At 49.9% G+C, this 26,346-nt stretch carries 21 protein-coding genes; 7 read left to right on the top strand and 14 right to left on the bottom strand.

From position 1 onward, the window contains the following. From AC1DVV_RS06575 to AC1DVV_RS06565, 3 genes are all read left to right on the top strand, one after another. A complete protein-coding gene (locus AC1DVV_RS06575) occupies positions 1 to 1,731 on the top strand; it encodes an AAA family ATPase (protein ID WP_477707167.1) in 1,731 nt (576 codons plus the stop codon). Between the two features lie 145 nt (positions 1,732 to 1,876). Continuing rightward, positions 1,877 to 2,977, top strand: coding sequence for a hypothetical protein (locus AC1DVV_RS06570; RefSeq protein WP_477707166.1), 1,101 nt, complete (start codon positions 1,877 to 1,879; stop codon positions 2,975 to 2,977). Between the two features lie 150 nt (positions 2,978 to 3,127). Further along, positions 3,128 to 3,853: a hypothetical protein gene (locus tag AC1DVV_RS06565; RefSeq protein WP_477702766.1), complete on the top strand. Its 726-nt coding sequence runs from the start codon at positions 3,128 to 3,130 to the stop codon at positions 3,851 to 3,853. Between the two features lie 31 nt (positions 3,854 to 3,884). Here the strand turns inward: AC1DVV_RS06565 and AC1DVV_RS06560 are convergent, their stop codons facing one another. The 3 genes from AC1DVV_RS06560 to AC1DVV_RS06550 form a co-directional block, all read right to left on the bottom strand. Next, positions 3,885 to 4,958: a helix-turn-helix domain-containing protein gene (locus tag AC1DVV_RS06560; protein ID WP_477707165.1), complete on the bottom strand. Its 1,074-nt coding sequence runs from the start codon at positions 4,956 to 4,958 to the stop codon at positions 3,885 to 3,887. A gap of 7 nt (positions 4,959 to 4,965) precedes the next feature. After that, the gene (locus AC1DVV_RS06555; protein ID WP_477707164.1) at positions 4,966 to 5,607 is read right to left on the bottom strand and encodes a hypothetical protein; all 642 of its coding nucleotides are present in this window, start codon (positions 5,605 to 5,607) and stop codon (positions 4,966 to 4,968) included. 101 nt (positions 5,608 to 5,708) lie between these two features. Further along, on the bottom strand, positions 5,709 to 6,635 hold the full coding sequence (locus AC1DVV_RS06550) for a DNA-binding protein (protein ID WP_477707163.1): 927 nt from the start codon (positions 6,633 to 6,635) through the stop codon (positions 5,709 to 5,711). Positions 6,636 to 6,759: 124 nt separating this feature from the next. On the opposite strand from AC1DVV_RS06550, the gene AC1DVV_RS06545 reads away from it, so the two are divergent. After that, positions 6,760 to 7,839 carry a site-specific integrase gene (locus AC1DVV_RS06545; RefSeq protein ID WP_477702852.1) on the top strand — a complete coding sequence of 360 codons (1,080 nt, stop codon included), beginning with the start codon at positions 6,760 to 6,762 and terminating at the stop codon, positions 7,837 to 7,839. A 127-nt stretch (positions 7,840 to 7,966) separates the two neighbouring features. On the opposite strand, the gene AC1DVV_RS06540 is transcribed toward AC1DVV_RS06545, so the two are convergent. Continuing rightward, complete coding sequence (locus AC1DVV_RS06540; RefSeq protein WP_477707162.1) at positions 7,967 to 8,734, bottom strand: SDR family NAD(P)-dependent oxidoreductase; 768 nt, start codon at positions 8,732 to 8,734, stop codon at positions 7,967 to 7,969. A gap of 42 nt (positions 8,735 to 8,776) precedes the next feature. On the opposite strand from AC1DVV_RS06540, the gene AC1DVV_RS06535 reads away from it, so the two are divergent. The 3 genes from AC1DVV_RS06535 (at position 8,777) to AC1DVV_RS06525 (ending at position 11,124) form a co-directional block, all read left to right on the top strand. Beyond that, positions 8,777 to 9,313, top strand: coding sequence for an AAA family ATPase (locus AC1DVV_RS06535; protein ID WP_477707161.1), 537 nt, complete (start codon positions 8,777 to 8,779; stop codon positions 9,311 to 9,313). An 82-nt stretch (positions 9,314 to 9,395) separates the two neighbouring features. Next, a complete protein-coding gene (locus AC1DVV_RS06530; RefSeq protein ID WP_477707160.1) occupies positions 9,396 to 10,403 on the top strand; it encodes a hypothetical protein in 1,008 nt (335 codons plus the stop codon). Beyond that, a complete protein-coding gene (locus tag AC1DVV_RS06525) occupies positions 10,381 to 11,124 on the top strand; it encodes a 5'/3'-nucleotidase SurE (RefSeq protein WP_477707159.1) in 744 nt (247 codons plus the stop codon). The genes AC1DVV_RS06530 and AC1DVV_RS06525 overlap by 23 nt, the downstream gene beginning before the upstream one ends. A gap of 43 nt (positions 11,125 to 11,167) precedes the next feature. Here the strand turns inward: AC1DVV_RS06525 and AC1DVV_RS06520 are convergent, their stop codons facing one another. The 10 genes from AC1DVV_RS06520 to AC1DVV_RS06475 all read right to left on the bottom strand — a co-directional run bounded on the left by AC1DVV_RS06520 (position 11,168) and on the right by AC1DVV_RS06475 (position 26,337). Next, positions 11,168 to 12,406 (bottom strand): DegT/DnrJ/EryC1/StrS family aminotransferase, encoded by a 1,239-nt coding sequence (locus AC1DVV_RS06520; protein WP_477707158.1) that lies wholly within the window; start codon positions 12,404 to 12,406, stop codon positions 11,168 to 11,170. Next, a complete protein-coding gene (locus AC1DVV_RS06515) occupies positions 12,403 to 13,605 on the bottom strand; it encodes a methionine adenosyltransferase (protein ID WP_477707157.1) in 1,203 nt (400 codons plus the stop codon). Before AC1DVV_RS06515 ends, AC1DVV_RS06520 begins: the two co-directional genes overlap by 4 nt. A gap of 63 nt (positions 13,606 to 13,668) precedes the next feature. Then, the gene (locus tag AC1DVV_RS06510) at positions 13,669 to 14,154 is read right to left on the bottom strand and encodes an NUDIX domain-containing protein (RefSeq protein ID WP_477707156.1); all 486 of its coding nucleotides are present in this window, start codon (positions 14,152 to 14,154) and stop codon (positions 13,669 to 13,671) included. A 26-nt stretch (positions 14,155 to 14,180) separates the two neighbouring features. After that, positions 14,181 to 15,215: a hypothetical protein gene (locus AC1DVV_RS06505; protein ID WP_477707155.1), complete on the bottom strand. Its 1,035-nt coding sequence runs from the start codon at positions 15,213 to 15,215 to the stop codon at positions 14,181 to 14,183. Continuing rightward, complete coding sequence (locus AC1DVV_RS06500; RefSeq protein WP_477707154.1) at positions 15,193 to 16,107, bottom strand: phosphotransferase; 915 nt, start codon at positions 16,105 to 16,107, stop codon at positions 15,193 to 15,195. Before AC1DVV_RS06500 ends, AC1DVV_RS06505 begins: the two co-directional genes overlap by 23 nt. A 68-nt stretch (positions 16,108 to 16,175) precedes the next feature. Next, positions 16,176 to 18,155 carry a carbamoyltransferase C-terminal domain-containing protein gene (locus AC1DVV_RS06495; RefSeq protein WP_477707153.1) on the bottom strand — a complete coding sequence of 660 codons (1,980 nt, stop codon included), beginning with the start codon at positions 18,153 to 18,155 and terminating at the stop codon, positions 16,176 to 16,178. 173 nt (positions 18,156 to 18,328) lie between these two features. Next, a complete protein-coding gene (locus tag AC1DVV_RS06490; protein WP_477707152.1) occupies positions 18,329 to 19,432 on the bottom strand; it encodes an inositol-3-phosphate synthase in 1,104 nt (367 codons plus the stop codon). Positions 19,433 to 19,911: 479 nt separating this feature from the next. After that, complete coding sequence (locus AC1DVV_RS06485; protein ID WP_477707151.1) at positions 19,912 to 20,910, bottom strand: hypothetical protein; 999 nt, start codon at positions 20,908 to 20,910, stop codon at positions 19,912 to 19,914. Between the two features lie 18 nt (positions 20,911 to 20,928). Further along, the gene (locus tag AC1DVV_RS06480; RefSeq protein WP_477707150.1) at positions 20,929 to 21,681 is read right to left on the bottom strand and encodes a DUF6065 family protein; all 753 of its coding nucleotides are present in this window, start codon (positions 21,679 to 21,681) and stop codon (positions 20,929 to 20,931) included. A gap of 18 nt (positions 21,682 to 21,699) precedes the next feature. Next, on the bottom strand, positions 21,700 to 26,337 hold the full coding sequence (locus AC1DVV_RS06475) for a non-ribosomal peptide synthetase (RefSeq protein ID WP_477707149.1): 4,638 nt from the start codon (positions 26,335 to 26,337) through the stop codon (positions 21,700 to 21,702). Between the last annotated feature and the right edge of the window lie 9 nt (positions 26,338 to 26,346).

Genomic DNA, 26,346 nt, shown 5'->3' with positions numbered 1-26,346 from the left:
ATGGCGATCATGCGTCCCGTTTTGAGCGAAGATCAACTACGGTCTCTCCCGTCGCAAGCTGAAGCACGCTTTTATCGTGCCTGTCGCGACCAGCTGCCCAACGACGTGTTGGTTATCCATTCGGCATCCTGGGTCTATCGGGACAAGCTACACCAGTTGCGCGAAGGGGAAGCGGACTTCACCCTGGCGTTCCCGGCAGCCGGGCTGTTGACCGTGGAGGTCAAAGGCGGAGGCATAACCTTGGACGCAAGGAGTGGCGCGTGGTCATCTATCGATCGCTTTGGCGCTACACACGCAATCAAGGATCCGTTCCGTCAGGCCCAGTCTGAAAAGTACGCCATCCTGGATCAGATCAAGGGTCACCCCAAATGGCGACGCTGGCAGGGCCAACGCGTGATCAGCGGCTATGCGGTCTTCTTCCCGGATCTTCACGACGTCGCCCCGCTGGTGCAACCCGGCCGAGTACGCCAGTTAATCGGAGGTCAGATCGACTTGATCCAACTCCAGGCATGGGCAACACAGGCCTGCGCATTTTGGCGCACTGGTCAGGAGCAGGATCTCGGAGCACGCGGTGTAGAGCTCGTGGAGGAAATCCTTTGTGGACCGGTGGAGGTGCGTGCACTTCTACGCGCTGAGCTAGCCTACACGGAAGCGGAACTCATTCGACTGACCGAGCGACAGGCGCGCGTGCTGAGAATACTCGGGCAACGCAAGCGCGCAGTCATCGCCGGTGGCGCGGGAACCGGCAAAACGCTCATTGCCGTTGAGAAAGCTCGCCAGTTGGCCGCAGCAGGTCAAACTGTCTTCCTACTTTGCTACAACCGTCCGCTAGCGGATGTGCTTGCGCAAGGGCTTCTTAACACCCCAAGTCTCACTGTGATGAGTTACCACCAGTTGTGCGATCAGCGCATCGAACTCGCGCGTAAACAGACAGGTCGAGACGTCTTGACGGAAGCCGCCGACGCGTATCCGGGGCTAGGTGATCAACAAAAGTTCGAAGTGCAGATGCCATTTGCATTGGCCCTTGCCAACGAAGTGCTGACCGAAAACCTATTCGACGGCGTCATAGTTGACGAGGCACAGGACTTCAGCGACGAGTATTGGTTTGGCGTAGAAACGCTTTTGAAAGAGCCCGCCGACGGCACGTTCTATCTTTTCACTGACCGCAATCAAGCCATCTATCGGCGGGATGCGAAACTCCCAATCGACGACGACCCATTCCATCTGACAGAGAATTGCCGAAATACGGCACCCATTCACACCTTGGCCTACGGTTTCTATTCCGGAACTCCGGTGGACGCTTCGGAACTGGTTGGTCCTGAGGTGGAGACGGTATGCCTGGAAACAGATGAAGAACAGGCCGCCGAGATTGAGCGCCGCGTGCGACGCTTGCTCACAGCTGAGAAGCTACCGTCCTCAGACATTGTGGTGCTATTGGCCAAACGTCCCAAGCAAGTACTCTACGACATGCTTGCTCGCCACCGGCTTCCGGGAAATAACTCCTGGTCTTTTGAGCGCCGCGTGCCCGGAACCGTTCTGGTGGACACGGTAGCGCGGTTCAAGGGATTGGAATCGCCCGTGGTGATGCTGTGGATCGGCGAAGAAGTTTCGGCTGCAAAAGAGGACGAGACGGTTTATGTCGGAACCTCGCGTGCGAAATACCTGATGCACGTTGTAGGCAGCTCCAAGGCCTGTGCTGCACTGCTATCCAAACGGGTGACGGCGACGTGAATTTCGATCAAAGCACTGACTACTCGACCGAAACCTAGCTGCTGCGATAGACCTCAATGCGCCGACATCAGGCTTGAGATCGAAAAATGACTAACTAGGAGGGTGAGAATCCGTTCAATCAAAATTTTGTCTGGCCTTTTAAACTATGGACGAAACCGAAAAGCTTACGGCGCAGATTGCGCAGCTAACAGATCAACAAAATCAGCACGAACACGACTGTAGCCTGTCTCTCTCTCTTCGCCTGCGAACGGTGGAAGGCGGCGGCCGCAGCGTCGTTCGGCAGTGCACCGTATGCGGCCGACAGCGCGGCGGCGCGCTCAAAAGAGCGGATGCGCCGGCTGATACTCCTGCGTTCGACGCTGACCTAGAATCCGCTTTCAACGCGCAGCGGCTCGCGATCTATAAAGAGTTGCACGCAGCCGAAGCTGCCCTAACAGCACTGATCGATCCGGAACTTGCAAAACAGAACGCCGAGTACAGGGCATTGCTGCAGGCGGACCGAAATGCCTCTGCCTTACAGCTGACGCAGGCACGTCAGGCGCTGGATGCGGCCATACCCGCCGTTCTCACGCTGAACTGGCGCGAGCGGCTGCCGTTCGTCATCAAGCACCTCCAGCAGCACCATTCTGCCTCCCTCGTGGATCCGCAACCAGTTCCATTCGTGCCGTTCGGGACCGAAGTCGAGCTTCGCTCCTGGCTCGATCCAGTGATTGAACGAGATTTCGAGGTGGCGCGCGAAGTACGAGGACGCCATCTGGCTGAGCAGGTCCGCGTGCAGATCGACTATGTCCTCATTCCCCGCCCTCACCTGGTCGCTCAAGGATTCAAACCCTGCCCTATGGGTCTGGAAGTCAAGTACCTGCCGCTGGATCATGGGTTTTCACCGAGAGCGTCGCGCTTCATCTGGCAAGCTATCAGCTACACGGATTGCGAGTTCGAGCTGCGCGGTCAAACTACCCGGTTGTCGCACGTTCTGCTGTTCAGCAACCTCTCTTTCGACGACGAGCAACGTCAACTTCGCGGCATTACTGATTCGCCGGTGGCCAATGACCGGGCGAAGTGGAACGCCTTGTTGGAATTGGCCAACCACGCTAACGTGGGGAGCTTGCAAATGTCTGGTTCTCGCGCCAGAAATGACGGATGGAAGATCACGTTCGCGACCGGCGTGTACTTCAGCCTGTATCGACAGAACCCAAGACTGCGTAACCGGCACTTGATTGAAAAAGTACGAATCGGAAATTTTTAGACGCTCTCGGCTAGTAAGCTGTCAACAGCATACTTTTCCAATTGGGAGACACGCGCCTTAATAGGCTCGATGCAAACGTTGGCCACTTGGTGTCAAAAGTGCGGTGAATGCTTGGAAGCGACTCTGCCTCGAAAGAATGACTACACGATCATGACACCCTTCCGCTGGAAAAACTGCTTCGCTGACGTCCAGGCATCCAAGCATGACCTGACGATCAAATCCTTCCTGGACAATGTCGTCCAGCCTTCCATCCAATTCCTCGAAGATAAGATTGCTGAATTAGGTGAAAGCGAGGATGAGACCGCCATCTTTGAGAAATCGGACATGCAGGATGTCCTTCGCGAAACAAAGTTGGCATTCTGCTTGTCTGTCCAGTCAATTTGGGAGCGGCAATTTCGCAGCTACCTGCGCGGCTGTGCGCAGGTGCTGCGAAAAGATAGCGGTCTGGCCGAAAAAGTAGATAAAGCAACTTGGGAAAAGCTGTGTTTGCTCTTTCAAGAACTGCGTGGCATACGGCTCAGTGAGTTTCCGAGCCACAGTGAACTTGAGACACTGCATTTGCTCGGCAATGCTTGCCGACACGGCGACGGCACTTCTGCGATTCAACTTTTGGAGCGAGCACCGGAACTATGGCCTACGTTCCCAGCAATGCCGCCTGAGTTCCAAACTCACCCGCCCAGCCTGCCGTCTGTTGCGATGATGGATATCCCTGCTGCCAGGATTCACTCCTTCGTGGATGCCATTGTGATTTTTTGGCTTGATGTTGGATATATCTACAAAGAGAGCATCGAGCGAAAGCACCCCAGTTTGGAAGCTCATCTCATCCTCGAGCGAGCAGAACGAACATGGCGACCGCAAACATCAACGGAGAGTTGACGAGGTGGCTTTGCCATCCAGTTTTCACGAGCTATACAGCTCTCAGAGTCAGTTTTTCTCCTGGAGCTAATGGCAATGGAGGGCCATCCTCAACTAACTCTCCGACTAGAGATCGAATTTCGTCGACGGGTAAATTCAACTCCTTCGCAACGCTATCTTTCGTCACGCCATCGCGCCATAGCTCCTCGAAGATCTTTTTCCAGAGCACAGATTTCTCGCGCCCTATACCCATGGGTTCTTCGGTCCTGTATCCCAGAATACTTATCTGCTTGCACAGCTCCCGATAATGCCAGTCAGAAATTAGCCTCGCTTCATACACATTCCTGGCCAACGCAGCCACCGACACGCCCCAGCGCTCTTTGGCCTTTACAAGCTGTGTCAGAGAAGTAACCCTCGGCAAATTACTCACCAAATCACCCCGGTGAATTAGAAACGATGCGGCAAACGCATCCGCTTCTCTTTCAACATCCCGATTTTTTGAGGCCCCATGGATATGCAATACGAGATGGCCTAATTCGTGGGCAGCGTCAAAGCGACTTCTTTCCGAAGATTTAAAGGTATTGAGAAATATGTAGGGTACGTTGTCTTTCCAACAGGAATAAGCATCAACGTTTTTGTGCTGCTCTGAAAGAGCAAAGACACGCACCCCCTTTGCTTCGAGAAGCTTGACCATGGACTGAACGGGTTTTGAGCCTATGCCCCAGTGACCTCGCAGAGCCTCTGCAGCTGCAGCAGGATCCTCATCGCGCAGATCAATCAAGTCGGGTTTTGGTACCTCGAATCGATCAGTTACCCACTCGTCAAAAAGAAATGCAATAGTTCCTGCGGCCAATGCAGCATCACGCTGGCGAGCGGACAACGACGAAAGGCTCCGAAAACTCACCGCCTCGGTTTCCAGCTCCTCACAGTCGTCCAAGTAAAAGAATTCGAAAGGAAAATTAAGAGCACGAGCAAGCGCTCTCACAGTCTCCTCTACTGGTTCAGATGTGTCTCCGCTTTCTAATCTCGTCAGGGTAAGGGCCGTAATTCCAGCCTTTTCGGCCAAGTCTTTCTTCGTCAATTGGCGGCGCTTGCGCGCCACGGCAAGCCTACTAGCGTTGAACATAAATCATCTATTTCTTGGTAACCCGTACTTCATAGTCGGCGTTGTCATCATCATCACGTTTTTTGCCCGTATCGGGATCCGGCCCGAATGACTCGTCCATCACAAAAATTCGCTTACTAAAACCCTCAAATTGTTCGCCTTCAAAAATTTCCGGGCAAGAAACTTCGGCCTGCACTTTCTTTGAGTCAGAACTGACGCAGATCACCCAGACTGTGGGCGTTGAACCAAATGTCTTCGCACTGGCGGTTTTGGGTTTTGGGAAAAGTTCAGCCTGATGCCCATCGAGAATTAGTTTTCTCGAACCGGATCCCTTTCCCGAGATAGCCTCTGGGTCACGAGCGCCGCAGGCTCGATCGACATTCTGAAAGCACAGTTGGATTCCCAGCTCATCATTAACGGTAGACTCAACATTTCCTGCGCGGCTTACCCTCCAACCCTTGGGAAGTAGCTCCAAGCGAATGCTCCGAACACCATAGATGTATGCCAAGGTGCCCGGCGCACTGCAAGGGTCGACCGCCAACGAATCCGCACGGGCCGCGGCTGCCGCTTTGGCAACGTTTTTAACCAACTCGGCGGTCAGACCAAGGGATTCGAGCGCAGATTTAACCTCTGATGGCGTGGAGAAAACCTCGTGCTTGGCATTGGTCATAATTTCCTCGATGTTGATTTTTCCTGCCTACATTGTAGCTAAAGAAAATCAACATGGCTATCTTTTAATCGTAAATACTGGCTATGGCTACCGATGCATGGTTACGGCACTCGTTTTGCCGGGCCAGTGACACGCCGGCCCCTTGTGGATGATTTGGCAGGAGCGGCGCGCTGCGGCTCTCGGGCCACTGCAAGCGCGCTCTCTAGTCCTTTTGCACGTTCTTCGGCTGCTTGCAGTCGCTCCCTCAGCGTGGCAAGCTCGATTTGCCCCTCATGCATTCGGCTTTCCAGTAAAACGGTCGTGCGCTCAAGTGCCTGCTTCTGGGTGGCATGCTTAAGGTCGGCATCTTCGAGCGCTCGAGATGACTGCTTCGCCTCCTGGCGAGCGCGGTCCACTTCTTCCAGAAGACGACGTTCGTTGGCGGTTGCCCGCTGCTCGAGACGCTCCCTCTCCTGGGTGAGCACGCCAAGCTGCTCGTCAAATTGGCGTCTGCCTGCGTCGCGCTCCTGAACCAGATTAGCGAGGCTATTGCGAGCCTGTTCGAGGTCGCGGCCGGCCTTTTCAAGCTGGGCTGCCTGGTCCCGCAGCTGGGCTCTGAGCAACTCCAGGGCATGCTCAAAGGTGGCACCTCGTTGGGCCAGCACCGATTCCCGTTCTAAGAGCATCTGTCGTTGGGAGTCCAGCTCCTTGTCCAACTGTGCCAGCTTGTCGCGCTCCGTCGCGAGCGCGGCTTCGGCCTTATCCCGCGCGGCCGTAACTGCGTTTGCCCAAATGGCGTCCAGTGCCTGGCGCAAGGCTTGGGGTGCACTGTCCTCTACGGGCTGTGCACCGCCCGAAGCTGCCACCCCGAGCCGTGGCGCGAGCGTGGCAAACCAAGCCTCTAGCATGGGACTGACGGTATTCGGTGAGCCGCGCCCGATCTTGAGGCGCACCCGCTCGATGGTCGGCCGCTCGCCGGCGGCGATCAGGGCATCCGCTGCGGCCCACACCTCTTCCTGCTGAACGCCCCTCGTACTTTTCGATTGCATGGCCCGGCTCCTGTGGCTATATTTACCAACGATAAGAGATTGTTATCGTGATCTATTCAATATTCATGTAATGCATCATACATAGCATGTATGTTTTTAATCAAAAACTCGCCCTGAGCCAACCATGCGCCTACCAGTCCTCCAGAAAATCCCCGCCCTGCAGCCGACCGAGCTCAGCGATGTCACTCGGCGCGCGGTCGAGGATCTGCTGCGCGAAGGCGAATCCAAAAACACCAGGGCCAGCTATAAAAGCGCCCTGCGCTATTGGGCCGCCTGGTACGGTATCCGTTATGGCGCCCAGATCCAGCTGCCTGTGCCCTCCCCTTGCGTGCTGCAGTTCATCGTGGACCATGCCGAGCGCACCACGGACAAGGGTTTGGTGTCCGAGCTGCCGGTCGTGATCGACCAGACGCTGGTCCAGGCCGGCTACAAAGGCAAGCTGGGCGCACTGGCCCACAACACCCTGGTCCACCGGATTGCCGTCCTGTCCAAGGCGCACCAGGTGCGCGAACTCAAAAATCCCTGCCAGGATCCCACGGTGCGCGAGCTGCTGTCACGCACGCGCAAGGCCTACGCCAAGCGCGGCGCCCTGCCCCAGAAGAAAGAGGCGCTGACCAAGGATCCCCTGCAGGCCATCCTGGCCACCTGCGACGACTCGCTGCGCGGCAAACGGGACCGCGCGCTACTGCTGTTTGCCTGGGCCAGCGGGGGGCGCCGGCGCTCTGAGGTCACGGGGGCGGACATGCAATTCCTGAAGCCGATTCCGGACGGTTTTGTCTACAACCTGGCGTACTCCAAGACCAACCAGGCGGGCGTGGATCTGCCCGAGAACAACAAGCCCCTGCTGGGATCGGCCGCTGTGGCATTGACTGCCTGGCTGCAGGCTAGTGGGATTTTGGAGGGGCCGATTTTTCGGAGCGTCCGTAAAGGCGGACACTTGGGCGATCCGCTTTCCCCGGCCGCAGTTAGAGCAATCGTGAAAGAGCGCTGTGCCCTGGCCGGGATTGAGGGAGACTTCTCGGCGCACTCGCTACGTTCGGGGTTTGTGACTGAAGCTGGTCGGCAGCAAGTGCCGCTGGCCGACACTATGGCTATGACGGGGCATCACAGCGTCGCGACTGTGATGGGATACTTTTGCGCTGATACCTCGGTTTTCGGCGTCGCAGCGAAACTTTTTTCGAAGCCTGACATGCACAGCAAGTAGCGGGATGAGTGACCACGCAAGAGTCGCCATCGAAGTCAGCGACCATACCCTGAGTTTTCATCCTCTCAACAAACACACCGGAGCGCTTTCGCGGCTTCCTCACCTCAGTCCCCGGCAAACGCAAAACTCATTTCACAAGAAAACCACCATCAACAACTAGGTCCGTCCCAGTAATAAAGCTTGCCGCATCAGATAGAAGAAATACGATGGGTTCAGCAACTTCTCGAGGATCTCCGCAACGTCGAAGTAGATGATGCCCACCAAAATCCGGAGATCTATCCGCTCCTTCACGATCCAGGCCGTGACTCCTGCCAATATGAAATGCGTTGTTAGGCGTCCAGATTGTGCCAGGGCACACCGTATTTACGCGAATCCCTAGGGGCGCGAGATCTTGAGCCATGCATCGAGTAAGTGCACTAACCGCAGCCTTAGACGCAGCATATGTGCCGTAACCTGGTTGTCCGATGAATGCCGACACTGATGACATATTCACTATTGACGCACCCGGACTACGCAGCAATGGCAATAACTTTGTCACCATAACGGAGTATGCCGCGACCGAGCCTTGCATAATCCGAAGCCACGGTTCAAAAGATGTGGACAGTGTTTCGAAGGCAACTTCGGCGGCTACGTTTACAAGCCCATCCAATTGACCGACTGAGCGCCCTACGTGACTCACAAATCCGTCAATAGCGTCGATATCCATAAGATCCCCAATGTATGGGGAAAGACAGCCTAGTGGGATATCGGTGCCCGCTTCGATTTTCAGAGAAATATCGTCCTTATCAAATACCAAGACTCGCGCCCCTTGCCTAACCAACACCTCAACTGTGGCACGTCCAATCCCATTGAGACCACCAACAACTGCAAAAGCTTTTCCAGTAAGATTGTTCATAATTCGAATCCACTATTACGCAATTAAAAACGGAAGATTAACGTGGAAAAATTCCCGTTTAATTCAATTAAGGAAGTTGAATCTCATCTTACTTCCAAGGCATTTAATAAGCTGTGGATAGTGGGATGCCCTGGATCGGGGAAAACAACAACCGCTGAGGCATTAAGCCGCTCGCTTAGGCTTCGACACGTTCCTTTGGACGATCTCTGCTGGAATCCTGGATGGATCAAGCGTCCCGCACCGGAATTTCAGCTTGATATTTCTACTCAAACGGAAGGCGAGCGTTGGATCGTCGATGGAAACTATTTAGATGCCGTGCCCTTGCTTTTTTCTCGAGCGGATCTATTAATTTGGATTCAATCGAGTTTTATTGAATGTTTGTACCGTACGCTTCTTCGTACATCTCGACGCATCCTCTCAAAGGAATATGTTTGCAATGGAAACCGAGAAACACTCTCGTCTTTTCTGAAACCAGATGGAATGCTTGGGTATATAACGCTCTCCTATCGTCAGAATTTTGAACGATGCAAGCGCTTTTATGATGAATTTCCAGGCGATTCAGTTATTTTAAGAGAGTGATAAATTATGGTTTTAGACCTACTTAAAAATAGCTTTCCACTATCCTGAAATAAAAACAGCTTGCAATCCATATAAATCAAGAATGCTTGATCAATTTGCCGATACTATTTTTGATATTACCTCGTCGGATCGTTCGGAATACCGAACGCTTCTCCCTTATAGAGAAGGAAAAAACGAAGAAATATTGTCCAATGATTTTTTACTATTGGTCAAACCCGAATGTTTTCGCGGCAACAGTTTCAAGAACATTTTTCGCCTTCTCGGTGACGTAGATAAATGTTTAGGTAAATTCAATGTTCTGATAAATGGGGTCTATGCATTTAATTGGCACTTGAGCGTCGCAACGAATTTCGTCGAACAACACTATTTTGTACTTAATCGAGCCGCCAATAGGGATGCCGACGGAATACCAGATGAGATGCGTGACAAGTATGCACAAGGAGATCAGGTCATTGGTGCATTTAGATTTTTGCAAATCCATCCCCATATTACCTCCACCGACATTGAGCAGCTAGCACATAGGCAGGGTACGACAAAACTTTCCAACGGTATATATGGCTCGCGCATTCAAGTTTTAGAAAAGCGCTTTTTTGTTATTAATGCATTTCACCCTGAACAAGTTGCGCGTCTAAACTCACCAAAGGGTGTTTTTCTGGCATTAATCTGTCGCTCACAACAGTCTTACCGTGTATTAACGGGGAAGATGGTTGGCAATTTTGTGCCAGCCAATGCAACAGCTGGATCACTCCGGAATATGCTGTACAAACAAGCAACTAGCTACGGGATTAATCGCGTCGATGTTCTCTTCAATGGATTTCACATATCGCCAAGTCCCCTAGAGGCAATTTTCTCCATCGAACGATTATTGCGAATATTTGGTGATGCACAGTTTCAACCTAGCCAATCGAACATTGGCAACACCTTAGGCTGGAGCAACGCAAACTCGGCCGAGTGGCGATGTCTAGGAAAGAATCCGTTGGTCGACACTGACATTGGCAAGTGCTTTCTTTTTGATTTGATCGAAGATCTCGATAGCGCTCAAATCGTGACCGTCCTGGAGAAGCTACGTGGACATCCTATTATTAAATGATGACGGTCCAAGCTTGGGGCATGACGCCCTTCTAGAGTACGTTCTCGCTCAAGGGCACTCGGCTAGTTCGTTTATACCAACACGTGAAAGGTCGGGATCCGGGAGTTCAGCAAGCTTTGGGCTTCCAGTTAGCGTGCGACGCATTGATGACATGCGTTACGTCGTCGGCGGAACACCAATAGACTGCGCTATTCTTGGATTAAATCGGTATAAATCTAAGCATGGGAAAAATCCTGATTTTTGCATCGTTGGTATTAACCCGGGACTAAACTACGGCCCATGTGCCCGCTATAGCGGAACTGTTTCTACAGGCGCACTGGTGGCTTACCATGGCATTCCTACCATTGCCATTTCTACGGCCGTTGATTGGATGTCCTCAGTTGAGGTGCTGAATGCTGTTTTTCTGGAATACCTCAGCCGGAAGCCTGAGGCCGACCTCTGCCTCAACATCAATATTGCATCACCTCGGCCGTCGAAATATCATCTCGACGTAGTATCGGATCAACTCGTGGTGCCACATGTCACTGGGATTGACACGGAGTCTCCAACCATTAGTCCTTGCGCGCCGACCGAAAGTCAAGAGTTTCAACTTCTATTGGGTTTTATCTCTTGGACTAACTGGCATTGTGGTGCTGAAAGTGATCGTAAGCATCTTGACCTACTGGGCGCTGGCGTTATCAATCGCCTTGGCGGTAGATTCATGGACTATCAGCCGCAATGAATGGCGCTTTTCCCCGGTGGGTTTAGGCTATCAAAAGCACGCTCTAACCCTCTATACCTAGAGGCGTTAGGTAATCCCCGACTTTGTCAAACGCAGTTTTTATCTGTTCACTCTGAGTTGATGTTATGGCCGATAGAGCAGGAAGCCGTATCGCCCTCTCAGAAAAGTATCTTGCGTTAGGGTAAGGGTCCGTGTGGAATTCATTTTGTAAAGGAGAAGATGGGACCATATGCCCAACAAATGCTGCACATGTATGCAATGGTTGCGTTTCCGACTGGACAACCGGGACACCTTCGGCGGCTAGAAGACGCACGTACTCTGCTGGATCAATGTCATCACGCACCAATAATTTGATGCTGTATTCACCAAGGCGTTCGGGCACGGTCGGAGGTGACGGCCAAAACAACTCCTTTCGATTACCTAATATAGATTTCAACGTAAGGCGTGCTGCAGCGCGAGCCTCCAACACCGCGTCAACTCGCTTGAACTGCTGACTAGCGAGCGCTGCAGCGAACGGGTGCATGCGGAGATTTAACCCCAGTCCCGTGTAGCAAAATTCTCTCAAGACAGGGTCCCGAACCTCCTCATAAGCACGTTTCTGAAGATAGCTGACCAATATCGCCCGTTCGTACAAGCGCCGGTCAGTCATTACCAACATGCCGCCTTCACCGCCGACTGCAACCTTCTTCTCTGTGAAAGAGAATGCGGCCAAATCACCGACCTGCCCCACTTCCCGCCCTTTCGAAACAGCGCCGAGCGATTGCGCGCAGTCTTCAATTACGAGAATACCTCTGGCATGTGCGAAACACACTATTTCATCCATAGCAGCCGGAAAACCATCCATATGCGAAACGACAATTGCTTTTGTGCGTGACGTAACACGCGATGCAATATGTGATAAATCGGGCACCGGACTGTGGGGTGCAGTGTCGTAGAAAACTATGGATGTATTGAAATGCAACAAAGGTGCTACCGTCGCCGGGAAGGTATAGGTTGGCACAAGTACTTCATCACCAAGGCGAAGATCAAGACAAAAAAAGGCGACAAAAAGCGCAGAAGTACCCGAATTTAGCGCGAGTGCAAATGGCCGATTCAGACGCGCACAGATTTGGCGCTCAAGCGAACCAATTTCCTCCGACGATGAATAATAGGACCAATGCTTACGGAAAAGTGCCTCGATTACCGCCTCGGCATCTTCGGTCTCAATGATGGGCCAAGCTCGGTGGAGTTCATCTTGTAGAGCCTTCTCTCCACCATATGCAGCCAACAGGCTTGAGTTCACCACAGCACTACACCAGGCGACACAAAGGACCAGACCAATTCACGCGTACGATCAAGATGTGACCGCACAACTTGTTCAGCTAAGTGTGGCGCGTCTTGCTCAATCGAGTCGCAAAGAACTACTATTTCATCGGGCTCACTCAACAAAGTCTCTTTAGCCGTAAATATGTAGACCTCTACAGGGCTTCCCAAGGCGCGATGCAAATCTACTGCGAGGTCAAGAGCAAGCTTCGCATAGATCTTCCCTGTATGGTCGGTAGGATTCTTACCCGCTGGCGCCTCGATGCTCATCGGTCGCATGGGTGTAATCAGCCCGTTGGCTCGATTTCCACGTCCGACTAATCCGACATCACCAGTATCAGCCGCACTGCCAAGCGCTGTGAGATATGGATGCCCGTAGCGGTCCTGCGGGTTCATTACAAACTCTAGCGAATTGAATGGATGACCGGCAACACGGCTTCTCAGCTCAATAAGAAGGGATTCCTTATGGTGTTCATACTCTTGCGGCGAAGAAGTTCTATCAGCCAGGAATGGAACATTTACCGTAACAGTGGCGGAATCTCTGTCTCGCACGGCAAACACTTTGACATCTGTACCGACAAACGGGAATCGATTACGCGAGGCACCAGATGTTATAGCGTCCTCAATATTGAGAACCATCTGTTCAATAGCAGTTAAGGGAGCAAATGCCGAAACCATATTGCAGTCATTCGACCGAAAGTTGGAAACATTGGAAAGATCCGCTAGTTGAGCTTCATTCGATGGGCGGTAGCGGGTATTTAGTCTTCCCGCACCTTGATAGTCAACAAGACGATCTTCTAGGCGAAGGTGTTTCTCTCTTTTAAATCCTACTAGCCCGGCATCAAGTACATCGCACGTTGCGCTATGCAAGATATCTAAAACAGGAATCTTAACGGAGCCGACACTTCGGGTAACCTTTCCAAAAAAAAGAACGGTGTACGGGAGAATTAGTTCGCCAACACCCCAGGTTATTCTTGACTCCCCCCCAGCCAGAACCACTTTGTCAAACCAGTGATGTGCTACTCCTCCAAATGTCGCATGACAAAATTCTGAGTAACGCTGCGAAGCACGTTCAGCAATAGCATCGCATAGAGTATCAGGATGCCCGACGCCCTTTCGCTCAACGTGCTCGATAAATCGGTCAAAACTACGACCGGTGGACTCAAATTTAATACGCATAGAGTGACGGTTATTTCTGGCCTAAACCATGAGTTAGATTTAACGCTTTTCTAGTGCGTCGGATTAGGAATTAACACCTTCCACGAGAATAGGAGTCACCGGTATATCGCCAGAAGTCAGCTGCGCTAGAAGGACCAAAAAGTTACTAGGGAAAATGACGTCACCTCTATTTCGAAGGTCTTCAGCTACCCGCCATCGGCAATCGGTGATTCCTTCGCTACTTTTTTCTGAGGATAATTTCGGTCTACCAGGAACGCGCGCAAAGAAATACTTCTCTCGATATAAAGTTAATTCTCCCTTGCGCAAAAGCTCTCTCTCACGCAACCAGACTAATCGCGCAGCTTGCAACTCAAGTGTCGTCTCCTCCCGAAGCTCTCGAAGAGCCGCCTGTTCATCGGTTTCACCCTCATGAACACCCCCTCCCGGAGGGACCCAGTATGTCTTCACTCCTATCCGTGGGTCTGCCGCCTCTGAATCGTCGTAACGAACCAGCAAAACCTCATCGTGATCATTTAGCACAACGATGCGAGAGGCATTTCTTATTTTCATATAACACTCCTTGAACACTGATTGACCTACAAAATTGAACGCTCCGAGACAACTAAAGAACTTAGATCGCGGCCCAACCTATCCATGCAATCAAAACTGACGCGGCAGGAAAATCCTGGAATGAGCCGAGCCAATTCAGCGGTATGAGCTAGCTTTATCTTTATTTGTGAGGCAAAAGGCCGCAGACATTCGCTATGCTTGTCCACAATAGGTAAAAGATTTTGATGAAGCCGCTGTATCACTTCTGACTCTGTCAAACGAGAAAATCCGGGTGCGTGTTGTCCGTCGACAAAAGAAGGGAAAATCAGGTGCGTCAAATTCGCCTCCGAACACACCGTCGTCCCAAATAATTCAGCTAGTTCGTTAGGCCTAGCATGTAAGTATTGAGCATTGCTTGGGTCGGCATTGAAGGGATGGCTAAAACCTGCTGTGGAGGTTTTGTCAAGAAACGCGGCAATGTGCTGAAGACGCGCGGTATCAGCTCGAATAGAGACCGACCTCGTGGAGCCTACCCCAACCCACCCACCTTCACCTCTCTGAAGCACCCCTACATCGTCGTTCGCCACATACTGTGCACCTGATGCAAGCAAAGAAAGCATGGCAGTGGTTTTTCCGCTTCGCTTGCGTCCGATAAGAGCGATTCCCGCCCCCATGTAATTAACCATTGCACCGTGAAAAAACTGTCCACAACTGCCCGCAATCACAAGACGATACAGTGCACGGATCAATCTAACCACATGTTGCGCACGCCATTCTCGCGCCTCCGGACGCAGAATATTAATTACTCGGGATTTATAGTTAAGAGAATAAATACGCTCCGGCTCTCCTTTTATTTCGTGTCGACTAATTTCACCGGGATCAACGGAACTTTCGCCCGAAGCATCTATACGAAAGCGATGCGCTAGTGAAGGTACTTCTTCCTCTTTTATAGTCTTAAATAGTGGGCGCAAGAGCTTCGCAGCATTCTCGAATAGTACAAGGTCATTGGTCAGTATTTCCACCGCAACGGGATCGCGGTAAACAATAAATCCAAAAATTCTAGAGGGAACAGATTTGTTCATAAGCCTCTATTGCTCCATTAATAGCCCAAGGTTGATACCAAGTAAGTCCTGGTGTGCTGTGGCAACGAAATTTCTCGATATGAGCCTTACGAGGCAACAAGCTAATGGCAGCAGCTATAGGAAGAACTTTTTGTTCAGAATCTGTTAATTCAACTGCACTCAAAAACAGGCGGAGAGCGTTACGATCGAGGGAGAAACTACCGCGTGAACGTCGACAGAAAAAAAGTAATCCCGAACAGATGTCGTAAATTCTTGGGCGCTCGCTCAAGCTATCCCAGTCAATAACATCCCAAGTGGTTGCACCTATTTTCGACGCCGACACAATCACATTTTGTGTCTGAAATTCGCCGTGCGACAGCGTGACAGGTAAAGTAGAAAGCAGTTGAAATCCAGCATTGACGTCGTTCAATAACTTTGAAAATCTCTGCTCATCTTTACCTCCCACATCCAAGAAAAACTTTTGCACTATTTTCTCAGCGTCTTCAATTATTATCTTGAGATCAGATACCCAGTTGGTGCGAAGTTTTGTCTGAGTCTCATCAGATCCACATTTCAGATTCACTGGAATTCGATGCATTCGTTTAAGGAAGTCCGCGGCCAAGGGAATATGGTCAAAAGCTGGTGGACATAGCGGCATTCCTTCTAGAAACACAGATAAAGTCCAACTAGACTCTCGATCACCAAAAACATACTCACCGGTACGCCCCTTAATGAAGGTGCGGATGAGATTTCGGGCTTCTAGTTCCAGAAATGAGCGATTGGCAAACTTGATCCAATCGCCGTTTGGATCGTTCCGCGCTGCTTTAAGAACGAAATGACCATCGGCTGAGTTAACTCGCCAAAGGGAGTTGAATCCGCTGGTTGAAAGTTTTTTTATCTTTGGGGTTTTCACATCCCAATGTCGAAATAAAATCGACCGAGCCTCAGAAAATTCAGAATCTATTAATGAGGTCATGACAACTAAACTGACAAAAGTTGTTCAGCTGACAACAACTCCTTGGTCGCACGCAACAATGCACTGTGGGCCGTTGTGCCGTACTCCTTTGAGCGTTTCAGCTCAAGCTCGGCGCAGATTTCTGTAATCTTCCTAGCGTCAGCCGGCAGGGTTATATCAAAATGCTTCCGGAGCAAAGGCAACCGGCAGTAGGTCTGAAGGGCTCTAAGCGGCACTCCATTTGGGTTTCTACGTCGTACTTCGGACTCTCTCTCACTTAAGTCGCCGAGCAATTCCGCATAAGGTCTTTCGGGTTTCAGTTTTTCTAAAAATACATCTCTATAACGTAGATCCAAAAAAATCCGGTCACCATTGAGATAAATAATGGCAACATGCTTGGCTACAGCGAACTGTAGAACCCTTTCCAAGTCATTAATTATCGGTTCACCACGATCATTTAATGAAGTGTTCGCTAGCATTGGCACACCGGTCAGCCTATAAAAGGACCGAAGTACAGATAGAAGTTTTAGCGATGACCCGGAGGTAACGGTCTGCAGCCTGGCCGTACCGTCTAAGTGGACAACCGCGGGCACCAATTCATGCTTTTGACGAAGCACTTTCGAAGTCAGTAACATGTAAGGGCTAGCATCGGACTCCACGAACCAGTTTCTCACTTCCTCATCTAAGATAATTGGCGCTACAGGCCTCCACCACTGCCGTTGCTTAATCTCGTTGAGGATCTGACGTGTTTGGAGCGTACGAGGATCACCGATGAGGCTTCGATGCCCCAGCGCGCGAGGTCCAATCTCGCAACCACCATCGATCCAGATTATCGGTCCGGCGAGAATATCGCGGGCACACTGCTCAGCATCCATTGGCTGAATCTCAATGTAGTTCATCAAGGTGCTATCACGAGGACCTTGATGCCGCCTCGACAGAGGAGGACCGTAATCTGCTCTGTCTAGTTCGAATGCCGATTTGGGGTTATTTTTCCAAAAAAAATACAACGCAGCACCAAGGCTGATACCGGCATCATTTACACATGGAGGAGCAAGAAACTTCTTGAATCTGTAGCGCTCTAGAAGATACCGGTTTGTTGGACAGTTGAGGCCAAATCCACCTGCGATCGCGAGCGTCGTACGCTCCGGTATCAAATTCGACATCGCAATTAGCGCATCAACACTTCTCACTACTATCGCTATCGAAAGATCATGCAGTACCTTGACGGCCATGCTAATACGGTTCTCTCGCTCGGTAAATCGCAGATCAATATCCCGCACAGATATACCGCTGGTATCGTATTCAACAACTTCAATCGCATCCCATTGAGCTTCCAACCATTTCAAAATGGCGGGGAATGAATCTAAATCAACACTGCTAATTGGCGAGGCCTCAAACCGCGCCTCACTTGCGGTTTGAAGAGCCATCAGACTCCCCTCTTTCATAGAAAAGCGCTCACGCGCTAAGTACCAAAGTCGACCTGGTGAAATTAGAAGTGGGACTAGTTGAATCGCGCCATTTTTAATGATCGCCGCGGCGTATTCATTTTCAAATGATATGTCGCTATCAATTAGGCGATCGGGCCCACCGTCTAGTGCTAGCGCGAGGACGTCATCGTCAAGTGCTTCGCAACCATTCATTCCAATCGCTGAGAATAAATGACAAACCGTGTGATATGGGGTATTGGGAAATTCAGCCAGAGAACTGTAATTTTGAACGGTATCCAATCCCGGTGTTCCGAAAATTGCAACCACATCTTCGAGCTCAACTCCTTCATCCTTCAGTATCTTTCGAAGAAACTCCCGCCCTTGTGAAATGTCTTGGAATGGAACAGAGTGCTGTTTTTGCCCGGTTATTCGCTCTAGCTCCCAATATCTCAGAAGCTTAATTGAGCCGTCGCGCAACTCCCAGAGAGAAAGATTTTGATCATGACGTTGCCACCATTCAATAGCACGAGAAAGACCGTCGATGTGCAAATAGGCCGAAACATAAAGTCCATTCTTCATGACGTAGCACACCTATATCATTAGGAGTATTCAAGCTTAGCGCGATGGCGTCATATGCCTCATCGCATAGAAACCCATCGAAGGTTGAAAAATCCGAAAGGAGTAAAAATAGCAGGATCAATAGCTCGCTTTAATCGCGCAGCATTAATTCAGACGAAGAATTCAATCTCGTGCTAAGCCCTAGCTCTAATTGAAGTGGTTTCCACTTTCAATTCCAAGTCAGCCATCCACTGGTCCATCAAACTTCTTCCTTCTTTCTCCGGGTAAGACACAGGAGGGTGTTTAAAGAGATATCCGCTTGGCTCCGCAATAGATCCGTATAGATCATGATCAAGCGCAACTCTGGCACAGCGAATTGCATCAATTGCAACGCCTGCGGCATTTGGACTATCCTCTACTTCGAGTCTGGCCTCAAATGTATAGGCCATCCCAAGACAAGACTTCCCCTCAATGCGGATATAGGCCACCTTATGGTCTTCCAGTTGAGGGACATAATCCGATGGTCCCACACTCAGAGGGACTTCCATTCCAATAACAGATTGAACGGCAGACATTTTTGTATGCCGTTTCGATTTCGCGCGAGCGCGATTTGTCATATTGAGAAAATCGGTATTGCCGCCAATATTAAGTTGGTACGAGCGGCTAATCGATGCTCCTCGTTCAAGTAATTTGTCTGCAATGGCGCGGTGCAACATCGTAGAGCCCAGCTGACTTTTGATGTCGTCGCCAAGCAAAGGCAAGCGGTTCTGAACAAAACGCGCTGCAATATCGGGGTCGCATGAAATCATCACCGGATTGCAATTGACAAAAGCACATCCAGCGTCACATGCGAGTTCAGCATATAGGCGACTGTCCGTCATTGAGCCGACAGGGAGAAAGTTAACCACGATCTCCGCACCACTTTCTTTTAGTACTTTGATAATGGCCTCGGGAGTTTGACGAACGGCATCCGGGTGTACTCTGATCAACTCCCTAGTCTCATCACCTATACCGTCACTCAATCGACCAAGTGAAACTTTGGTGTGGGTTGTTGGGACGCTTACATACTGTGTTGTACAGTTTGGCGAAGCAGCGATTGCGTCGGCGAGATCCAGTCCAACTTTTCGCTCATCTATGTCGAATGCAGCGACAAACTCCACATCCGAGGCCTTATAGCCACAAATTTCCACGTGCATCAACCCAAGCATGGGAGAAGATGATTCACGAGCTTGCGACACAAGTTGAACCAAACTGCTTGAGCAGTTTCCTACACCTAACAAAGCTACTCTAATAGTCACGGCGCCCCCCTCAGGTTATCGTTTTGTTAATCCAATCTAACTGACTCAGCTAAGGAGAAAGTTGATCGGCAGGACCGTAACGGTCCCGCACTAAGCTAGCCGAGAACTTGGCTATAAACGTACGCCACCGGCCGGAGCAACTTCAATGCAATGGTTTTGTCCAGAGCCTGCAAGTCGCATAAATCCGCGGCCGGCCATGGAATCCCCGGCCGGAGCAACTTCAATGCAATGGCCCTGTCCAGAGCCTGCAAGTCGCATAAATCCCCGGCCGGCCATGGAATCACCGACCGGAGCAACTTCAATGCAATGGCCCTGTCCAGAGCCCGCAAGTCGCATGTATCCCCGGCCCTCCTTTTGTAGCGCCGAAGCTCTGTCGGCAGATACGGGCGCGTAAGTCGACGGAATAGCCGAGAGACTGAAAGTAGCGGACTTCGGCGAAGMATAAATTTGATGTCGTGCTGATGAAACCATAAGTACTCCTAGTATGAAATTGCAGTAAATAGCTTTTTAGTCGTCTCTGCTGATACGCCCGAGAAAGAGCGACTCCGCTTCAACGACCCCGGATACCCTCTATCGCACACCTCGCAAATGAGCTCGAGCATGGGTACAAATACTGGAGCAACTTGGTGTTTCTCTATTCGTTCCTCTATCGCATCCCAATCCAGCAGCTCATAATTATTTTGTATTAATAAAATTGCCTCAGCTAACTTGGATCCGTGACTTACCTTATTTAATGAAATAAGCGAATGACCAATAAGAGACAGGGTATACCAGATTCTGTCTACCAGCGCCATGGTCTTCACACTCTGGAGAAGCCCCACACTTGGTGCAGAATTTGACACTATTTCATCAGCACCAATATTTACATCTAAGCCACTAGCCAGATCGAATGTGATCACAATTTTTCCACAATTCAAATCGGTCCAAATTGGCCTTATCCACCTACCAATAGACGCCATTTCTAGCGGCGTTAAATCAATATTTTCCATTCTTGAAAATGAACCAGCATTGAAGTGATTCTCCAATGGAAAATCATCATTTAAAGGTTCGGACAATCGCCCGTTTTCAATGTCACATAACGCCCTATTAAAATCATTAGTTTCCAACCATTCATTAACTGAATTAATTGCAGCTGGTTCACACAATACGTCAATATCCCCATGAAGGCAAATCGATTTACCGTCAAATAAGCTCTCAGTAAACTCAAGTCCTTTGTGAATAATCACACCGTTACTGAAAGTACTAATTCCAGACAACAACTCTAAAACACTTCTGATTTGAGCCGAATGTGATTTTTGATATAGGGAGAATCGATCTGTGCTTTTACTAGTCAACCAACACAGTACCCCATCCAGTCGTTTTCGCTCTAAATGTCGGATGTGTCGCTTTCCCTTTTCCCATAGTTCCTCTCGTTCATTCTCAGTAAGGGAACTGTGACGAGCGGTGGCCACAAGAAGCTCCGGAACAAAACTTGTCATACATTCAGTCTTTCTTTTCTACGACTCATCCAATTCGCGAGAGTAAGTTCTAGAACAACGTGCGTAAGAGCCTTTTTTATCTTTACCAGGCAGATTAACGGCTGAATAGTACTGTCCCCATTGAAGCGGAGAAACTTCGGCCATTTCAGAAACCATAGTTACTTTCACTTCTGCTCTTGATAGGGCATGTGAACGATTAATCGGAACCACTTGAAACAACGGCTCATCCCTAGGTAGTAAGAGTTCCACATTTGGAGCGACGAAACGCAAAACACCAAGAATGGGGCCGTGCCACCAGTCCGTTTCAATCACGCCTTCAAGCATTTGGGCGCCCACTAATGGAGGGGTGTTAATTGGTCCACGTACGAGCGAGACTACTCCGGCGGGAGTTTTCATTGCATACCCGCATGTAATTTGAACGTGCCCATTTTCAGGGAAGGATGATAGAAAAGGCGGATGCAAATGTCGGCAATAAGTAGGCGCAAAATTGTCATACGCCTCCAGAGTCCCAGGAACCCTCACCTCCCCCAGCGGTATCCACTGTTCATCAGGGGGAAACCGAGCGTGTATGCGCTTGCCATCCCAAATGAGGGAAAGTCCCACGGGTGGAAAGAGTAACCATCCAAGAGCCGACGCAGTTATTAAAGGTGTGCAATAGCGGAAGGCACGTATTGGAACCGTGCCACCAAGCGAGCCATCGGCCGGAACAGGAGATATTAGGTTTGGTGAGACAGCCCAAAACTCCGTGCTATCTGAAATAGGATTTCTCATATGTATCTCGCCGCGAAGTTAACAATTAGTGCGCACTATCTCGACTACTCCGTCAATCACTTCTTTTGCAATTGAGGTCGAAATTCCGTCCGCGTAATATTTAAGAGACAAGCCTATCTCGGCCGCATTATTCGCCTCGTACGTCACGAGCGTCAGATCCCCGCTCGTTTGCCCGCTAGAAGAGGGAAAGTGAATAGGGCCATCTGCTATTTCGTTGTGGAAATAGAACGCACTAATAGGGGAACCATAGGACCGAGAAGGTCTTCCAGGAGCAGGGCCCCAAACAATCGCGGGTGGTGCCGTAGAGAAAGAAAGAGCCCGACGAAATTCTTCGACCACCATGCTCAGGTCACTCTCCAGAGAAGAATTTTCACTAAACCGCAAGTCCACGTAGAACTGCGATTGATATATACCGAGAGCATCCGCTAAGCTCCGTGCCGTTCTACGAGAAGATTGCATGGCAATTGGAACGTCCTTCCTGTTGGTTAGCCGCCCCAAAGTTAAGCCAAAGGCCGTTAGTAAAACTTGAGAAACGGAACACTCGTGACGGATCGAAAACTGCTTTAATCGTTGGACATCGACGCTTAAAAGCGTCCGGAACAATCGGTTCGCTCTCTTCGTAAAGAGTTCTGGTCGAATTTCCCCAAAATGCAAGATCGGGGAAATAATCTTCCCCTTTTCTCTCCAGTAATTTTCCGCTTCAGTGCTCGCCTTGTAGCGCTCTTCCTTTAAGTATTCTAAAAAACTTTTTTCTGGATTCACCTTTGCCTTAGCTAAATCTTGCATATTTCTTGAGTTAGCAATTTGACTAAAGCATCTACGCAAAATAGAACAGCACTCGTAATCAAAAAAAGTGTTATCTAGTCGAAATTGAAGGGCCCCGTACTTCGAATTCTTAAATGATTGCAAGTACGCCACGTCGTATAACCCGACCTGTCCTAAGCTGAGCGGTTCTCTCTCTCCTAATTCAAGCCCACTGTGATTTGTGAAACGAACCTCCACATTTACTGCGGAATCCCTAGGCGCGAGCAAAACATCGCCTCCATTCCATATCAAAACCATCCCCAATAAGGGGTGTCGATACTCCAGCTCATTTAGAACTTGATCAATACAATCTACCACCCTCCTCTCGGCTAAAGATATATGAAAAATGTGAGGCTGCAACGAAATAAGACTTGGGGAAAATTTACGCTGATTAAGGGTTAAATATTCCGCAATACCTATGGCATCGGCGCTATTTTTTATGCTGTCAAGTGCAGAACGTGTTGCGGTACTTCGAAGTTTTAAAGCTAAATCAATCTGAGAAGCCATTCCGCTGAGTGTGCTATGACGAAATAAATTTGAAAGATCTATACAGGTATCAAATCTTTTCTCGATTCGATCTAGAAGATCCAGTACCAGTAGGGAGTGACCGCCCAAAGAAAAAAAATCGGAATTTGAGAATATCGACCCCACCTTTAGCAGCTCCGCCCATATACTTTGCAGAGTCGCCTCCGTGGTCGTCAGTGAGTCAGTTAATAGTGGCTCCTCTCGAACGGACGAAGCTAAAGCGCCCTTCCGCGTGCTCACCCAATCAATCTTGGAATTAGCCGTAAGACATATCTTCGGCACTAGATATATGACGTCCGGCACCATATATTGAGGCAATAGTTCTCCCAGTCTCCGGCGTAAAATCTGAGCATCTATCCCACTCTTCGACTGAACAATAAATCCACTTAGACTGCTCGATCCGTCCTCTCGAGCCTCCTGTCTAACATGAGCACTTTCTACGCCTTCAAGTGAAGCCAAGGACGACTCAATCTCCTCTAGTTCAACCCTAAATCCTCTGATCTTAATTTGTCTATCGTTTCGACCAATGAGTTGTAGCGTGCCGTCGGCTTGGTAACGTCCAATATCACCGGTTCGGTAAAACCTGTGACTCTCTCCAAAGAACGACCTGACTACAAACTTCTCCTCAGTCAGTTCAGGCCGATTTAGATACCCGAGTGCAACACCAGACCCGCCAATCCAAATCTCGCCAATAGCACCAGATGGTGCAAGATTTCCACTTGAATCCACTATCAATACCTGAGTGTTTGCTATGGGACGACCCACAGAAATCACTTCAGATTCGCTAATTCTCTGAGACGTAGACCAAACTGTGGTCTCAGTGGGGCCGTAATAATTCCATGCACTCTGAGAAAATCGACACAAGAATGGGATCAACTTTCTACTGAGAGCCTCACCACCACAGATCGCGACACGCAGCGTCTGCACCACGCGTTTATTCAAGCTATTCTCGCGATCATTAGCTGCATTCAACATACTCCAAGTCGCAGGAGTCGCTTGCAGTATTGTTATTTTCTTTCTCTCTATAAAGTGGAGAAGACGTGGGGCATCCAAGGAAAGGGAGCGACTAGCCAAAACAAGCTGCGCCCCGCAACTCAGGGCCAGAAAGATATCCGAACCACCAAGGTCGAAGGAGGGAGAAGTCACAGAAAGTACAACATCCTTTGCGCCGATCGAATGCATATCCTCCATATGCTGAATTAGATTTACCAGCGACGAATGCGTTATCACGGCCGCTTTTGGCGCGCCCGTTGATCCGGACGTGTATATCGCATAAGCAGCGGAGGGGTCGAGACCGTAAGCACTCGACAGGCGATTGCGCTGGAGGCAAAAGTGAACGTTTTTTGTGAGAGCATCACACTTTTTCTCAACACCCACCAATGTCGATTTTAAAAAATTATCGTCAAACAGGATGGCAAATGGCTTTGCGTCCAACAACATCTCATTGAGCCGGTGATTGGGATGAACGGGATCTAATGGCAGGTATGCCGCGCCCGCGCCCCACACCGCAAGAATTGCTGTAACTAACTCAATCGAGCGGTCAAATATGACAGCGATCAGATCTCCACTTCGGACTCCAAACGTTTGCATGCGATCCGCAATAAGCAACACATCAGTCTTAAGGGCTCCATATGTGATTTTTCTATCCCCGTCATCTATCGCAATAAAATCAGGATACTTATCGGCCTGGGCAAGGAACAGCGTATAGAGCGTTAGCCGGCTATCAAAGGGAACCAATGTTTCAGCCTTTTGCCGTTGCAGCGCAATCCGATCCTCTGAGTTCAATATGTCAATTTGACCGAGCCTGTGATCCAGGCAAGTTTTAGCACTTTCCAATAGGCGTGCCATACACCCCAAAAAGTTGGCAATGGTCGCTCGACTAGTTTTCCCCTCGTCGTATTCCACGACGGCTTCAAAGCCTCCGCCCTCACTAGGATATATGTCCAGAGAAAGTCCATAACGCGGCGCGACCGTGTGTCGCCGTCTAGCTTTGAATGCTCGTCCTATACCAGTACGCGGAGCAGTGAATTGTTGTTTCTCCGTATGAAGTGCAAATAGCATCTGAAATATCGGGGATGACTCGTCATCGCGTGGTGGATTTAGCTCCTCAACTAAGCAATTGAAAGGCATTTCTTGGTGCGCAAGAGCACCGAACACAACCTTGTGCGTTGCAAGTAGATTTGTACGAAATGACTGACACAAGTCGATACTAATTCGGAGTGCTAAGGTATCCGCGAAACACCCAATTAGCGGAAAAAATTCAGCTGTATTCCGCCCGGCGACAGGGGTTCCGACACAAAACTCCTCTCTCCCACAAAATTTTGCAATAACCGCAGCGAAAGCGGTTAATAGAACTACATATGGAGTACTTTCTGTGGTTCGGGCAATCTCGGAAATTTCGCGCACCAAACTGGGTTCCACCGTCCATCTATATTGGGCTCCTTGACTTCTTTTAGGATCAAGAGCGACATCACTTGGCAAATGAATTTGGCTTGGTATCGCGCTAAATACGCCACGCCAATAGCTGAGCAACTTATGATAATTTCTCGGATTGAGCCGTTCATGCTGCCAGCGAACGTAGTCACCATACTGAAAAGTCAGAGCCTTCAAAGGTGACGTATGTCCGCGAAGAAGGGCGTCGTAAAGTATCACCAACTCTCTAAAAAAAACATTGACTGACCAGCCATCTGAAATGAGATGGTGCATGGCAACAATCAGGGTGAATTTATCAGCTGCAAGTTTGACTAAATGCGAACGAAATGCTGGCTCTCTTGAAAAATTGAAATCTTGTTTTGTTTCGTTTTGAACAAGCTTATCTAGTTCGGCGCCTTGCTCTGAATCCGGTAATCCGCTTAAGTCAGACTTCTCCAACCTTACCGAGCTAAGTTCCATGACTACTTGTAGTGGCGGCACCGCACTGTCATCAAAGATTGTTCGAAGTGGTTGATGTCGCGTTGCGACCGCTAAGATCGCACGCTCAAGAATTTCGACATCGATTTTGGCCGCAATGTCGCGGAGCAGTATCAATTTATATCTATTGCTTCCGGGCCTCAACTTCTCCAAAAACCAAAATCTGAGCTGAGCATGGGATAGTGGATAGGTTGTGCAATGTTGGGATTTAGGTGCGCTGTCAATAGGACGGGGACCAACCAAAAGATGATTCTTGAGAATTAGAAGAAGATTTTTTTCATTGTTCCAAACCTCATCTAATAGTGCTCCTTCGACCAGCCCGGAAGAGGTGGATACCACCAACTTTTCTCCATTGAGCGCTAGCCTGATACCCGCTGCTTTAAGCCTTGCAATCAGATCTCGCATGTTGGCTTGCATTGTGCTGCT

The sequence above is a fragment of the Polaromonas sp. P3_B4 genome (genome assembly GCF_056402835.1).
The sequence above is the reverse complement of the archived record's forward strand: the minus strand, read 5'-3'. Positions and strand labels throughout refer to the sequence as shown.

Coding starts and splice junctions, on each gene's coding strand:
- AC1DVV_RS06505 (WP_477707155.1), bottom strand. CDS start 15,215: ATGAACAAATCTGTTCCCTCTAGAATTTTTGGATTTATTGTTTACCGC.
- AC1DVV_RS06510 (WP_477707156.1), bottom strand. CDS start 14,154: ATGAAAATAAGAAATGCCTCTCGCATCGTTGTGCTAAATGATCACGAT.
- AC1DVV_RS06515 (WP_477707157.1), bottom strand. CDS start 13,605: ATGCGTATTAAATTTGAGTCCACCGGTCGTAGTTTTGACCGATTTATC.
- AC1DVV_RS06550 (WP_477707163.1), bottom strand. CDS start 6,635: ATGCAATCGAAAAGTACGAGGGGCGTTCAGCAGGAAGAGGTGTGGGCC.
- AC1DVV_RS06495 (WP_477707153.1), bottom strand. CDS start 18,155: ATGAAGAATGGACTTTATGTTTCGGCCTATTTGCACATCGACGGTCTT.
- AC1DVV_RS06560 (WP_477707165.1), bottom strand. CDS start 4,958: ATGTTCAACGCTAGTAGGCTTGCCGTGGCGCGCAAGCGCCGCCAATTG.
- AC1DVV_RS06545 (WP_477702852.1), top strand. CDS start 6,760: ATGCGCCTACCAGTCCTCCAGAAAATCCCCGCCCTGCAGCCGACCGAG.
- AC1DVV_RS06530 (WP_477707160.1), top strand. CDS start 9,396: ATGCTTGATCAATTTGCCGATACTATTTTTGATATTACCTCGTCGGAT.
- AC1DVV_RS06475 (WP_477707149.1), bottom strand. CDS start 26,337: ATGCAAGCCAACATGCGAGATCTGATTGCAAGGCTTAAAGCAGCGGGT.
- AC1DVV_RS06565 (WP_477702766.1), top strand. CDS start 3,128: ATGACACCCTTCCGCTGGAAAAACTGCTTCGCTGACGTCCAGGCATCC.
- AC1DVV_RS06570 (WP_477707166.1), top strand. CDS start 1,877: ATGGACGAAACCGAAAAGCTTACGGCGCAGATTGCGCAGCTAACAGAT.
- AC1DVV_RS06555 (WP_477707164.1), bottom strand. CDS start 5,607: ATGACCAATGCCAAGCACGAGGTTTTCTCCACGCCATCAGAGGTTAAA.
- AC1DVV_RS06485 (WP_477707151.1), bottom strand. CDS start 20,910: ATGACAAGTTTTGTTCCGGAGCTTCTTGTGGCCACCGCTCGTCACAGT.
- AC1DVV_RS06540 (WP_477707162.1), bottom strand. CDS start 8,734: ATGAACAATCTTACTGGAAAAGCTTTTGCAGTTGTTGGTGGTCTCAAT.
- AC1DVV_RS06575 (WP_477707167.1), top strand. CDS start 1: ATGGCGATCATGCGTCCCGTTTTGAGCGAAGATCAACTACGGTCTCTC.
- AC1DVV_RS06480 (WP_477707150.1), bottom strand. CDS start 21,681: ATGAGAAATCCTATTTCAGATAGCACGGAGTTTTGGGCTGTCTCACCA.